This window comes from Erythrobacter insulae, assembly GCF_007004095.1.
In the GTDB taxonomy this organism is placed as follows: Bacteria; Pseudomonadota; Alphaproteobacteria; order Sphingomonadales; family Sphingomonadaceae; genus Erythrobacter; species Erythrobacter insulae.
Window position 1 is genome coordinate 593,189 of record NZ_VHJK01000001.1, and the last position, 12,434, is coordinate 605,622.

The 12,434-nt window shown below is 58.1% G+C and carries 11 protein-coding genes; 4 read left to right on the forward strand and 7 right to left on the reverse strand.

What is annotated here, in order from left to right:
* The first annotated feature begins 3 nt into the window (after positions 1–3).
* Positions 4–453, forward strand: a complete 450-nt coding sequence (locus FGU71_RS02910) for a hypothetical protein (protein WP_142787173.1) — start codon at positions 4–6, stop codon at positions 451–453.
* 12 nt (positions 454–465) lie between these two features.
* On the opposite strand, the gene FGU71_RS02915 is transcribed toward FGU71_RS02910, so the two are convergent.
* Complete coding sequence (locus FGU71_RS02915; protein ID WP_142787174.1) at positions 466–1,713, reverse strand: tyrosine-type recombinase/integrase; 1,248 nt, start codon at positions 1,711–1,713, stop codon at positions 466–468.
* Between the two features lie 395 nt (positions 1,714–2,108).
* Between FGU71_RS02915 and FGU71_RS02920 the strand changes: the two genes are divergently transcribed.
* The gene (locus FGU71_RS02920) at positions 2,109–3,257 is read left to right on the forward strand and encodes a tyrosine-type recombinase/integrase (RefSeq protein ID WP_142787175.1); all 1,149 of its coding nucleotides are present in this window, start codon (positions 2,109–2,111) and stop codon (positions 3,255–3,257) included.
* 116 nt (positions 3,258–3,373) lie between these two features.
* Complete coding sequence (locus FGU71_RS02925) at positions 3,374–4,072, forward strand: tyrosine-type recombinase/integrase (RefSeq protein ID WP_234035611.1); 699 nt, start codon at positions 3,374–3,376, stop codon at positions 4,070–4,072.
* Here FGU71_RS02925 and FGU71_RS02930 read toward each other — a convergent pair.
* The 4 genes from FGU71_RS02930 to FGU71_RS02945 all read right to left on the reverse strand — a co-directional run bounded on the left by FGU71_RS02930 (position 4,069) and on the right by FGU71_RS02945 (position 7,114).
* Complete coding sequence (locus FGU71_RS02930) at positions 4,069–5,061, reverse strand: transporter (protein WP_142787176.1); 993 nt, start codon at positions 5,059–5,061, stop codon at positions 4,069–4,071. The genes FGU71_RS02925 and FGU71_RS02930 overlap by 4 nt on opposite strands.
* A 110-nt stretch (positions 5,062–5,171) precedes the next feature.
* Positions 5,172–5,768, reverse strand: coding sequence for a hypothetical protein (locus FGU71_RS02935; RefSeq protein ID WP_142787177.1), 597 nt, complete (start codon positions 5,766–5,768; stop codon positions 5,172–5,174).
* 84 nt (positions 5,769–5,852) lie between these two features.
* On the reverse strand, positions 5,853–6,596 hold the full coding sequence (locus tag FGU71_RS02940; RefSeq protein ID WP_142787178.1) for an anti-sigma factor family protein: 744 nt from the start codon (positions 6,594–6,596) through the stop codon (positions 5,853–5,855).
* Complete coding sequence (locus FGU71_RS02945; RefSeq protein WP_142787179.1) at positions 6,593–7,114, reverse strand: RNA polymerase sigma factor; 522 nt, start codon at positions 7,112–7,114, stop codon at positions 6,593–6,595. The genes FGU71_RS02940 and FGU71_RS02945 overlap by 4 nt, the downstream gene beginning before the upstream one ends.
* Positions 7,115–7,302: 188 nt before the next feature.
* Between FGU71_RS02945 and FGU71_RS02950 the strand changes: the two genes are divergently transcribed.
* A complete protein-coding gene (locus FGU71_RS02950; RefSeq protein WP_234035612.1) occupies positions 7,303–8,739 on the forward strand; it encodes a S8 family serine peptidase in 1,437 nt (478 codons plus the stop codon).
* A gap of 51 nt (positions 8,740–8,790) precedes the next feature.
* On the opposite strand, the gene FGU71_RS02955 is transcribed toward FGU71_RS02950, so the two are convergent.
* Together FGU71_RS02955 and FGU71_RS02960 are read right to left on the reverse strand one after the other, a co-directional pair.
* Positions 8,791–10,611, reverse strand: coding sequence for a glycosyltransferase (locus FGU71_RS02955; RefSeq protein WP_142787180.1), 1,821 nt, complete (start codon positions 10,609–10,611; stop codon positions 8,791–8,793).
* A gap of 11 nt (positions 10,612–10,622) precedes the next feature.
* On the reverse strand, positions 10,623–11,993 hold the full coding sequence (locus tag FGU71_RS02960) for a tetratricopeptide repeat protein (RefSeq protein WP_142787181.1): 1,371 nt from the start codon (positions 11,991–11,993) through the stop codon (positions 10,623–10,625).
* Positions 11,994–12,434 lie beyond the last annotated feature (441 nt).

The following is a 12,434-nucleotide window of genomic DNA, read 5'->3' on the forward strand; positions in this document are numbered from 1 at the left end:
ATTTTGACGCTTTTGACCAGTGCTATCTTAGCTATTTCAATTCATTCTGGTTCAGTTCCCGACTTACTCGTTTGCCGAGCGTCAAGCGTCGCTTCTGTGGAAACAGGTGGGTCCAGCGCCGTTGTGACAGATTCAGACGGGAGTGTTCTCACGGGCCGCTCCGTAGACACTGAAGTACGCGAAATTAGCGCGGTCATTCAACTTCGGCTCAATGGCGATGATCCAAGAGTGAATTTGCCTCGTTTCTTGGCTCCTCAGGTCGCTAGTTCTAAGGGGGGCTGGTATCGAGTAAAAGACCTCGAAATGAAAGATGACTTCATTCGAGGCAAAGTCGTTTTCAATTTCATGCAAAGCTCGCGCTTTGAAATTGACCGGCGAACCGGCATCCTCACTTCAGGAAACGGGTTTTTGGCAAGCTGTGAGGTAGCAGATGTAAGCGAGCGCAAATTCTAGTCGCTCCTCAATTTAAGCTTTGGAGCGTGTTCCGATAGGTATGACTTCACCACGAGCCGCGCCGTCACTGGCGCAATAGATTGCCCAATCCGCCATAAGCCGCCGCCGTTTGTCGAATAGGTCGCCGCGTCGATAGGCCCTCTCGACCTTGTTTTCGATAGTGTGGGCCAACGCCATTTCGGCAACCTCATGGGCATAGCCGGTGCATTCGGCTGCCCAATCGCGAAAGCCAGAACGAAAGCCGTGCACGGTCGCATCGACCTTCATACGGCGCATGAGCATCGACATGGCCATGCCGGAAAGCTTGCCGCCTTGCGGGCCGGGAAATAGATAGAGGCTGCCAAGTGGCTCTAGACTTTCGAGGATGGCAACTGCGCGGGGAAGCAGTGGAACGCGATGCTCTTTCGCAGCCTTCATGCGCTCGGCTGGGATCGTCCAGATTCCCTTTTCCAGATCCACCTCTGCCCAAGTCGCGCCAATCACCTCACCAGAGCGCGCAGCGGTGAGAATCGTATATTCCAGTGCCAGCGCTGCCACCGCTTCCCGCTCGTGAAGTGAACGGACGAATGCTGGAATCTCTTCATAGGGGAGCGCCTTGTGATGCCCGCGCGATAGGCGAGTGCGAGCGGGGAGGATTTGCGCAAGGTGCCCGCGCCAAAGCGCTGGGTTTTCCCCTTGGCGATAGCCGCGCGCCTTGGCGCTATCGAGCACGGTTTCAATGCGCCCGCGAATGCGGCTGGCAGTCTCGGGCTTTTCTTTCCAGATCGGCTCGAGGATTTTGAGCACATGTGCCGTTTCAACCTCGGCAACTGGCAAATCCCCGATCACCGGATAAACATAGGTGTCGAGCGTATTGCGCCATTGCTGGCGATGCTTGGGGTTACGCCAGCTTCCCTCGTTCGCAGCGATATAGGCGGATGCTACGTCCTTGAACGTGGTTCCAGCCACCTTGGCAGCCTGAGCCGCCGCAAGCGCTTGCGCGGCCTCCCTATCCCTTTCCTCAATCGGATCAATGCCCGCCTTTACCTTGAGGCGCAGCGCCGCCGCTTCATCGCGTGCATCAGCAAGCGACATGCCGCCTTGCCCAGCCGCGCCCAAGCCACCGTCCCGCGACTTGCCATTGAGCATAAACCGAAAGACCCATGAGCGCGCGCCGGTCGGCTTCACCAGCAAATGCAGCCCGCCACCATCGCCATGGCGTCCCGGCTTGGCATTCTTGACCGCTAGTGGAGTGAGAGCGTTGTGCAGTTTGCGCGGCATTTCGGTTCCCTGTCCGGTAGTCGAACCTGCCAGCGCCTTGCCAGAGTGGCGGAATTAGCAGCCGTTCCCATAACCGTTCCCCGATAATAGCGCGGTTTTATGGGAACGCAACGGGACGCATACGGACAGTCGGATTGATGCGAAGGCCCAAAATCCCAGCATTCTTAGGGCTTAAGGGGATGAATGCGGACTTATGCGGTGTATAGTTAGGCGGACTTCGTCTCCGCCACCTATACCATCCCAAGAGATCCCAGAAAGTTCCTGAAAGCCGCAGAATTCTGAGGTTTTTCGGACTTGCATCGGAATCTCTAGTTCTTATTTTGTTCTAACCCTTCCCACACTTTCTACCAACAATTGTGGGAGCAGATGTGGGAAGAGAACGAGGATGGATGGCTATGGGAAAACTTTCCGCTGCTCAGATTCGAGCTCTCACTAAACCGGGCCGCTACATGGATGGCGATGGCCTATCGCTGCTGCTCACCGCCCCAAAAAAGGGGTATTGGGTGCTGCGCGCGACCATAAACGGGCGCCGAAGGGACATCGGCCTAGGGCCACTAGACTTAGTTACCTTGGCTGAAGCCCGCGAACTCGCGATCGACATGCGCCGCGATATTCAGCGAGGCATTGATCCGATCGAAGAGCGCAAGCGCCAGAAAATCGAAATCCTCACGTTCAAGGCTGCTGCAGAGAAGGTCCACACCGAGCAGAAAGCAACCTGGAAGAACGGCAAGCACCAGGATCAGTGGATCAGCACGCTGGAAACCTATGCCTTCCCAAAGCTTGGCGACAAACTCGTTAACGACATCGAGGGACCGCTCATCCGTGAAGTGCTTCTCGATTTCTGGCTGGAGAAGCCAGAGACGGCTCGCCGGGTAAAGCAGCGGATAGGCGTTGTGTTGGATTGGGCATACGCAAACGGAATGCGCGCGACCGAAGCGCCAATGCGCTCGCTGAGCCGCGCACTGCCACGACAGCCGAAGCAGGACGGCCATTTCGCTGCGATGCCCTACGAGGATGTTCCGGAATTCCTCGAGCATCTGCACAAGCGAACGAGTGTCGCACGGCTCGCGCTTGAATTCCTGATCCTAACTGCCTCTCGATCGGGCGAAGTGCGGGGTGCTAAATGGGCGGAGATCAATCTGGACGCAAAGCTCTGGACTGTCCCTGCGGAGCGGATGAAGGCTGGAAAGGAACACGTGGTACCGCTGACCGATGCGGCAATCGGCGTGCTCGAACGTGCCAGACCTTACTATGCCGAATGCAGTGATCTGGTCTTTCCCGGTCGCAATGTCCTGCGCCCCCTGTCCGACATGACGCTGCTCAAGGTCCTGCGTTACGCGAAGTTGCCCTTCACCGTTCACGGCTTTCGATCTGCGTTCCGAGATTGGGTAGCAGAGAAGACCAGTTATCCCGGCGAGGTGGCGGAAGCGGCACTAGCCCATACGGTCAGCAACAAAGTGGAGGCCGCCTATCGGCGTACCAACTATCTGGACAAGCGGCGAGAGCTGATGCGCGAGTGGTCAGATTTCTGCGCTGGAAGGTAAAGAAGCACTCTCATGAGCACGGCGGCTTTGCGCCCCAATTCAAGACGTAGCGATTCCAGATCTTAGTTACTGAAAGCGGACATTCTCTGAGGCCATTCCGGCCGAGGAGAATGAAAATGACATACTCACAGTTTGATCCTGCTTCTCAACACCGAGTGCCTTGGAACTTTGGCGCTAAGATCGGTCCAAAGCGTCCACTCAATCAGAAGCAGATCTGGGCGATCCGTTTCTTCTTAGATCGAGAAGAGCGCGTTCGAGATCGAGCGCTGTTTGACTTGGCGATTGATAGCAAGCTGCGAGGCTGTGACCTAGTCGAGCTGAAGATCGGTGATTTGGTTAGTGGTCCAGAAATTAGGACACGGGCGACAATCACGCAGCGCAAGACGGGCAAACCTGTCCAGTTCGAGATTGCGGCAGACGCGCGTTCAAGCCTTTTCGCTTGGCTGCAACTCAGAGGCGGGGACGTCGAGGACTTCGTCTTTCCGAGCCGTGTTGATCACACACGCCACTTGAGCACGCGACAATACGCTCGGCTTGTTGATGAGTGGGTTGCGGCCATCGGCCTGCGACCGGAGGAGTACGGCACCCACTCCCTTCGCCGAACCAAGGTCTCGATCATCTACAAAGCCACCGGCAACATTCGGGCGATCCAAATCTTGCTGGGTCATTCCAAGATCGAAAACACGGTCCGCTACTTGGGCGTAGATATTGAGGATGCACTCACTCTTGCAGAAAAACCGAAATCTAACCGCCGGCGGACGCCAGCTCTTGGCTCGCTGGCGTCCGGCTTTGCTTCAGCATGGCAGAAATTCTAGAACCGGAAGCCCACGCCCGCACCGCCAAAGAGGTCGGCACTGTTGTCGTTGAGGCCCGTCCCGCCATAAACGGTGAGACTGATGTTCCGGCTTACCCGCATACTGGCCCAACCCGATACCTCGCTGGATGCTTGCCTGCCTGCGAAAGCTGATTGCTGCCAGAAATAGTCTGCGCCCACACTGACGCCATCTCCGGCGCGCACACTCGCACCGCCGCCTGCTCCCCATGTCGACCGGATCGTCGAGCCTTCCGGTTTCCCGGCGAACTTGCGACGACCATGGACGTAGAAGGTCATCGGGCCGACCACCTGCACAAGATCCGCGCTCAACGTGACATCGACTTCGCCTGTACCAAGTCGATCAGCGCGAGACGCCGTCGGAAGTTTCACTTTCACCTGCGGCTCGAAATATGTGCCCTTGGTAAGTTCGAAGGAATACACCGCCGAGACATTCACATCGCCAAGACCGCTGCGGCGTTGATCGGGACCGGCAAAGCCGTCCTCATCGACGATATCGTCATCGTCGATCACATCATCATCGAGGTCGTCTTCCACCTCGATATCGTTTCCGCCAGACCCAGAACCGGAACTGCTGGAGCCCGAGCCGGAATTATCGCCGTCTCCGCCGCGTCCACGGCCTCTACCGCGACCCTGCCCCGATCCGCTGTCGCCAAAGAAGGCGTCGCGTCCCTCAGGCGTTGCGAGCAGCGAGCCGGGGCCGTCGATAGTCACCCAAGGTACCGAAACGCGGACCCTCAAACCATCGTTCTTGTAAGTCAGGCTGATTGGTACAGCGATGACTTCGGTGTCCTCAAGCTCACCATAGTCACCGCTTGAATAGCTGATTCCGGTGTTCAGGCGGAAGCTTGCCGCACTGCTGGATTTGTTCTCTTGGTCCGCTTGAGCTTCATCCTGTGCGCTGACCGGCGTTGCAACCAGAAATACTCCTGCTGAAGCTACGCATAATGCGGTTCTTACTGAAATTTTCATTCGTGACACCCCTCACAGTCTTTTTCTTTGAATCTGCATGTTCATTTCACGTGTGGCAAGACCGCCCCGGTCCGGTTGTCCCAAACCGGAGCGGCCCGCGACCCGGCGGCTCAATCGCTTGAGGGACTATTGTCTCCTCCGCGCCCACGCCCGCGACCCTCGCCAGGGGTGTCGGCGGCTGAATCGCTGTCATCGACGCGATCCGCCAGATCGTCTGAATTGCCTCCTCGTCTGCGACCGCTATCCGACCGGTCATCGCCGCGCCGGTCATCGTAGCGCTTGTCATCACGCTCCCGGCTGCGACCACCGCGATCATCGCCCGGTGCGTCATCGCGTCCGCGCCCGCGACGGATGTGATCGGGGCCGTCGTCCGCTCCCCGACCACGGCGCATATCCCCCGGACCGTCATCGGCGCCTCGACCGCGGCGCATGTCGCCCGGTCCGTCATCAGCGCCACGGCCACGACGCATGTGTCCGGGGGCGTCATCTGCTCCGCGCCCGCGGCCACGGTCATCATATCCGCGCCCCTCACCGCGATCGCGAACGCCGCGATCTTGGTAGTCCCGGTCATCAGTCCGATCTTCACATCCACGGCACTCGCGCATCTCACGATCGCGGTCCGGCTTGGCGACAACCGGGCCTCCGGTGAGCATGGCGGCACCGATTGCGGCACATGCTGCCAGCTTCAAGCTCCTGTGTTTTTGCATTTTCTTCTCCGTTGCTTACGGGTTCGTTGCTCGAACTGCATGACAACGGAGCGATGCGGAGCTTATTCCGCGCTCCGCTAAAAATTATTCCGGAGCCCACCCATTGCGCATGATCTGGCTTTCCTTTTCCACCGCCAAGGGATCGCCCGCATCAAGTCGGTCATAGGCTTCGTCAAGGCTTGACGGGCCGTCGCTGCCAGCCAACGCGATTTCGCTGCTGTCGGGTATGTCGACAGCATCATCGCTCCACGCTTCGATCTTCCAACCGCTCGTTGAACGGCAAGCAATGCCTGAAGATTCTGATTGTGCAGTCGCATAGGTGAACTCTCGGCAAAACCGACCATCGCCGGCTTCGAAGGTCAAAATCGGGCTGAGCGTTTCGCCATCGCCAAGCGAAGCGAGTTGCCCCGATGGCGTAGCTTCAAGCGCATCCCCAAATCCGGGCGGCCCGGCGCCGGGTAGTGCAAATGTCAGGACCAAGGCGAGGCACGCAGCTATCGCCGCTCCGGCTCCGACTTGCCACCGCTTCCAGAACGGCGGGTTGTCATTGGCTGGCTCCGGGGAGGCATGTCGATTGTTTGCTGGCGGTGAAGCGGCTGCCGCCTCTGCCAATCCCATTCGGGCGAGAAACGCGTCGTCGATGCCGTGCCCCTCATCAGTCGCCATCGCTTGTCGCAACAAATCATCGTTGGACGCGAACCGTGCGACCACATCGGCGAGCTCAGAATCGGCCTCAAGCTCGTGTTCAAACTGGAGCGCTTCCTCCTCGCTCATCGCACCATCAAGATAGGCAGCGATCCTCAGGTCGCGTTCGTTCTGACCGCTCATTGCGCCATCTCCCCGTTGACCTGCTTATCGATGGATCGCCGCGCACGGGCTATCCTGCTCATCACTGTCCCGATAGGGATTTCGAGCATCTCGGCTGCGTCCTTGTAGCTCATCCCGTCCAGCACAACGAGCGTGATGAGAACGCGCTGATCCTCTGGCAAAGCAGCCAATGCGCTGCGGGCAAGTGCCAGATCGGATCGCCCCTCCAGGACCTGAACACCGTCAGCGCCGACCACGCCGAACGCTTCGTCCATTTCGACATGGACACCACGTGTCTGGGCTTTTCGCCCTTCATCGATCCAGATGTTCTGTGCGATCTTGTACATCCAACTATCCAGTTTCGAACCCGGCAGAAACTGCTCTGCGCGGCTCAAGGCTCTTTCGACAGTCGACTGGCAAAGATCGTCGGCGATCTCCTGCCTGCGGGTGAGCGCGAGGCAGAACCTTCGCAGGCGCGGCAAGACATGAATAATTTGCTGACGCAAATCGCCATGTCCCGTTGTGCCGTCCCCTGTCATTTTCTCTCCCGACTACGCAATCGCAGGCCGTTTATTCCCCAGCATCGCGCATAATACAAATTTTCCCAAGATCAGGCGGTATTCAGGGAATAGCACCGAGGATTGTGCGTTGTTTTCGGATGATATAGGTCACTAGCAGAAGAAAAATGTCTGAAAACAAGCGTTCTTTGAGGCTCTTTCTAGGAGGGATGTGTGCTGCAGCCTTGGCGGTTGGCAGTGCGGGCGTCCTTTTGGCCGAGCCCGGTAGCGGTCAAGATCGCGAGCGCGACGATGCCGACCGTGCCACACGCGCGCTTGAACGCGCCGAAAGGGATGCAACACGAGCGGCCGAACGCGCGGCCCGTGACGAAGCGCGCTATATAGAAGATCGTGCTGAAATCATGGAGCGCGGCGCAGACGATCCAGAACGCCAGCAGCGCGATCTTGCCCGGCTTGAAGAGGATCGCACCGAAACTGCTGTAAAAGCCCAGGAAGAGGCAATCAAAGACGCAGAAGAACTCGCTGAAGAGCTCGCCAAGGCACAGGAAGACGCCGCCGAGGACGCAGCAGACCGCGCGGAAGAGGCCGCAGAATACGGCAACAGCGCCGAATTGCGCGGCTTGGCAGCCGATGAAGCACCTGAGTTTGACGAGCGCGGTTTTCCTGTGAGACGCGGCGAAATTGTGGGCCTCAGCCTAAGCGATGCAGAGCTTGAAAGGCTTCAACAATCAGGGTTTGAGGTTCTGGCTAAACAGGACTTGCCGGCGCTTGGCAACTGGCTTCACCGTCTCAAGACTCCCGTAGGTGTGGATGCTCCCGCAGCGTTGCGGGTCGCGCAGCGAACGGAACCGGATGCAGTGTTTGATTACACCCATTACTACGGGCTCCACTATGCGCCATCGGGCAATCAAGCCACTGCGAAAGGGGCAACTCTTCCTCGAAAAGAGGGAAGACTCATGATCGGAATGATCGACACGGCGATCGTGAGTCATCCTGCGCTTTCCGGCGTGTCGATAACCTCGCGTGATTTCGCCAATGCCAGCGGAATTACGAAAGCGCACGGGACAGCTGTGGCATCGATCCTCGCAAGTGAGGGGACCCGCAAGCTCTACATTGCCAATATCTTCAGAGGGCGCGGCACGAAGCCTTACACCTCCGCAGACAATATCGTGGCTGCACTTAACTGGATGGTCACGCAGAATGTTCCGGTAGTGAATATGAGCCTGGCTGGACCGCGGAATGCGATCCTCGACCGCTTGATCGAGCAGTCTGTGGGGCGGGGCACCCTGATTGTCGCAGCAGCGGGCAATGGTGGTCCGTCAGCACCTCCAGCCTATCCGGCGGCCCTTCCCCCTGTCATCGCAGTAACGGCCGTTGACCAGCGCAATCGGGTGTATCGCTACGCCAATCAGGGCAACTACATCACGGTCGCCGCGCGGGGTGTTGACGAGCCCGCCGCAAGTTCGCGCGGCGGAATCGTCAGATTTTCCGGAACCAGCTTTGCGACCCCACATGTCGCTGCGTGGATGGCGCGCTGTCAGGCCCGTCGCTCTGCGCAGTCTTGTGCGCGTCAGCTCAGACGCTCCGCTCAAGACCTTGGCCCCAAAGGCTATGACAGCGTCTATGGATACGGTCTGATCGAATAGCAAAGGGCGGCAAGGCTGTGTGCCTCGCCGCCCTTCCCGATTATCGCCGGATCAGAAGTGGAAACCGAAACCGAAGAGCACTGGCTGAAGCCCAAACAGGCTCGCGCTTCCCAACATCACGCTTCCCACGATCAGCGCAAACGGGATCATGGTGCAGAAGCGGAGCACCTTTTGGTTCCATCCCAGGCCATGCAGATATGGCTGCATCAGAAACGCCAGAGCCAGTCCGGCAAAGGCGGGCTGGAAGCTGACAAAAGCGGCGGCGAGAAACAGCGCGCCTGCGACGATCTCGAAGCTCCATGTCGCCATCGAATCCGGGTGCGTTTCGGAGAGATAGCGATTGATGGCTGACCCTTCCTTGCTTGCTGTGTTCGCATGCCCTTTGACGTCGCCTGTCACGAGGAACCGCGCCTTGCCGGTCAGGCCATAGCCAGCGACGCAAACGGCGGACAAGGGGCTAAGCGCGGCGTACAGCGCCGTGCTGCGTGACAGGAACCTCCACAGGCGAAGCGGCTGCTTCCAATGTTCAAGAATGAAGCAGAGGATCGGTGCAAACAGCGTGAGCACTGTGATCGCGAAGAAGTCCGGCGTAAAAATGCTGGTGAGTTCAGGCGGCAAGAGCCGGACCGGCACTGACATTTCCTGACCGGCAACCACCCAGGTCAGCTCCTGTTGCTGGCCAAGCACGAAAGGCATGCCCAATCCCGCAATTAACATGAATATAAAGAAGAAGAAGGTGAGCGGAAGATTAGCCGTAGGGAACAAGATATCCAGCTTCTCAATCAACGGTATCTTACGTGACCGGATCAGCGGCATGGTCCATTTGTGCAGGAATTCGCATGTGCCGCGCGTCCATTTGACGTGGCGCACCCGGAAAGCGCGAACGGTCTCGGGAAAAGCCTCGGTGCACACAACATCCTCGGCGAATACCCCGTAATAGCCCCGCTCGCGGATGGAGATTGCGTAAGCGAGGTCCTCACTGACGATCTCGTCAAATCCGCCGACTTCTTTCCAGCAGCCGCGCCGCAGCAGTGCACCATGGCCCAGGAACATCACGAAGCCGAATTTGTTGCGCAGCGGCTGATACCACTTCCAGTGAACATCGATGCCGATCCGCATGTCTTCCTGAAGCTGGGTGCTGGTTTCCTCCTCGCAGCGGTGATTGGCCTGCACGAAGCCGCATTCGGGATCGTTTTGGAGATAGGGCATAAGCTGGCGCAGGAAGCCAACTGGCAGGATTTCGTCGGCATCGACCACCGCGAAATATGGTTCGCGAACGTGATTGGTCAGCGCGTGGTTGAGATTGCCCGCCTTGAAGCCGGTGCGATGCTCGCGCCGGATGACTTTCACTTTCTCCGGGTTCTCCGCGGCAAAGGCATCGACGATGGCCTGATATTCAGGATCACTGGAATCATCGAGCAGGTAGAGCGTGAAGTTCGGATAATCGACTTCGAGGCAGCTTTGCGCACTGGCTCGCACGAAATCGTTGCAGGTCGTGTAAAGCATCGCGACCGGTGGCTGGGTCGTCGAAAGGATCGGATCAGGCTTCGTCACGAAGTTGCGATAGATCGATGCGAACAGCACCACGCCAACATTGTAGAGGCCATACAGCCACGCAACCGGCGTAAAGAACGCGAAATATCCAAGGATAAATCTCGCTGTCCAAGTCTCGGCGGAGAGCACGAGATCGATGAGACGCGGGCCAAACCAGATCAGGCTGGCTGTCCAGGCGCCGAATATGAACAGGAAAAGCCAGGGCTTGCGATCATCGGCAGACCAGACTTTGTCCGATGTGAATTGCTCTGGCGGACCAGCTATGATGACGTCGGTATCATCGTTTTGCGTGGATTCTTGAATGCGGCTGAGAAGCATCTGGGCCTCCGTTAATTGCGAGGCAGGCGCAGGGTCACGCCAACCAGAACACGAGTGAAATCAACCAGCGGAGTTTCCTCACGCGCAACGTTTAGGTGCACGCGGTGCCATCCCCCGATGCGGGCTGATGCGTTGCCGTAGATGGTGAACACACCGCCATCGGCGGCCGGATTGATGCTTGAAACATCGCCACCGCCAATGCCGACACCGAGTGCGACATCTCCGGTGTTGTATTCACCGTACCCGACAACGCGCCATTCATCGTCACGGGTCGCACCGGTCCGGGCGAGGTAAACACTCGGCTCGAACGAGAAGCGATCGCTAACGCGGAAATTGTGACCGGCGTAGATCAGCTGATCGGTGAAACCTTCGCTGTGCGGGCTGAGCTGGCCGCCAAGCTTCGAGGCGCCAAGATCGGAAAGGTAGACCCCTTCAAGCTTGTACACCTGCTGATTTTCACCGAGCGGCAAATCGCGATAGCCGAATTCTGCCGAACCGATGAAGCTGTCACCGAACTGATGCAGACCGCCGACAAAATAGGTGGTGGCGTTCTGTCCCGTGCGTGCGAGCACAGGGTTGTCGAGCGAAAGGCCATCGTCATAGCGTGCCCAGATGCGGGTTTGGGGCGTTACCCAACTCGCTGCTTCCACCATTCTCAGGCCAGCATCGCCGCCACCAGATGTGTCGCCAGCCCAGACCGAAAGTTCCGCTATTGCGGGATAGTCATAGGCCCGGCGCAATCCGCTTCGCACTTCTGTAATGCCCGGCTCGATTGCTTTGGCCTGCCGGAATGCCTCGGCTGATCGGCGCGCCTGCCCTTCGGCAATGCGCGCGTTGCCGACGCCAATCCATGGTTCTGCGTCCTCGGGAAACTCATAGGCGATCTGCTGAAATGCGTTGGCCGCTCTCTCATTCTCGCCTGCCCAATAGGCATTGTAGGCAAGACCTTTTTTCGCCCCTTCACTGTCAGGAGCAATAGCGAGCATCCGCTCGAAGTACTGCTCGGCCAAGCCGTGTTTGCCGGACCATGCGGCGATATATCCCGCAGCGTTGAGAACGGAGAGATCATTGGGCGCAAGCCCCAGCGCCCTGTTGATGTCCGCTTCCGCGCGGGTCCATTCTTTCTGCCAGCCATGTGCGGTCGCGCGCCCAACAAGCGCATTCAAATTGTCCGGATCACGGGCGAGCACATTGCTCCAGGCGGCGACTGCCTGCTCTGCCTCGCCTGCCGCCATGGCCTGCTCCGCCACAGGCTCCTGAGCAAAGGCGATTGCGGAGGATGTGAAGACGACCAATGCAACCGCGCTCATCAGGCCGAGCCGGATGCTGGTCCTTTTCGCGTCGCTTTTTGGCGGACGCTTGGTTTCGATTGTTTGCGTCATCTGTGTCACCCCTTTTGACCAATTGTCTCGGGCGACTACGGAGTGGCGGTGAGATTATTCCGCCTCTGCCGATATTTTTCGGGTGATCAGCATTCGAAAACAGCGGAACTGGAGAATTGATCAACGTCAATCAAAAGGAGTGAGGCCCCCACATTTCTAGAGCGATGCACCGATGTCTGGGGTTGGAGCTAGCCATCAGACAGCAAAGACGTCGTTTGCGAATTTGAACTCAGTCTCCCCGGCCGATTGTCCGACAAGCTGCATCAGTTACCTGTAAGCAGACATTCGCCTTTCGGCCCAGATTCAGTCACGGCTCGAACGTACGTAAATGGGGTGGCCAGCGGTCAGCCCATTTTCAATACGATGTAAGAAAGATGAGAGGCATCTCTGGTTCGCATCGAACGCAGGAGGAATGGATTGCATTGATGGTGTCCGATTCAA

Excerpts from the sequence above, each read along its gene's own strand:
- FGU71_RS02915 (WP_142787174.1), bottom strand. The coding sequence starts at position 1,713 with ATGCCGCGCAAACTGCACAACGCTCTCACTCCACTAGCGGTCAAGAAT.
- FGU71_RS02960 (WP_142787181.1), bottom strand. The coding sequence starts at position 11,993 with ATGACGCAAACAATCGAAACCAAGCGTCCGCCAAAAAGCGACGCGAAA.
- FGU71_RS02950 (WP_234035612.1), top strand. The coding sequence starts at position 7,303 with ATGTGTGCTGCAGCCTTGGCGGTTGGCAGTGCGGGCGTCCTTTTGGCC.
- FGU71_RS02955 (WP_142787180.1), bottom strand. The coding sequence starts at position 10,611 with ATGCTTCTCAGCCGCATTCAAGAATCCACGCAAAACGATGATACCGAC.
- FGU71_RS02940 (WP_142787178.1), bottom strand. The coding sequence starts at position 6,596 with ATGAGCGGTCAGAACGAACGCGACCTGAGGATCGCTGCCTATCTTGAT.
- FGU71_RS02920 (WP_142787175.1), top strand. The coding sequence starts at position 2,109 with ATGGGAAAACTTTCCGCTGCTCAGATTCGAGCTCTCACTAAACCGGGC.
- FGU71_RS02925 (WP_234035611.1), top strand. The coding sequence starts at position 3,374 with ATGACATACTCACAGTTTGATCCTGCTTCTCAACACCGAGTGCCTTGG.
- FGU71_RS02945 (WP_142787179.1), bottom strand. The coding sequence starts at position 7,114 with ATGACAGGGGACGGCACAACGGGACATGGCGATTTGCGTCAGCAAATT.
- FGU71_RS02930 (WP_142787176.1), bottom strand. The coding sequence starts at position 5,061 with ATGAAAATTTCAGTAAGAACCGCATTATGCGTAGCTTCAGCAGGAGTA.
- FGU71_RS02935 (WP_142787177.1), bottom strand. The coding sequence starts at position 5,768 with ATGCAAAAACACAGGAGCTTGAAGCTGGCAGCATGTGCCGCAATCGGT.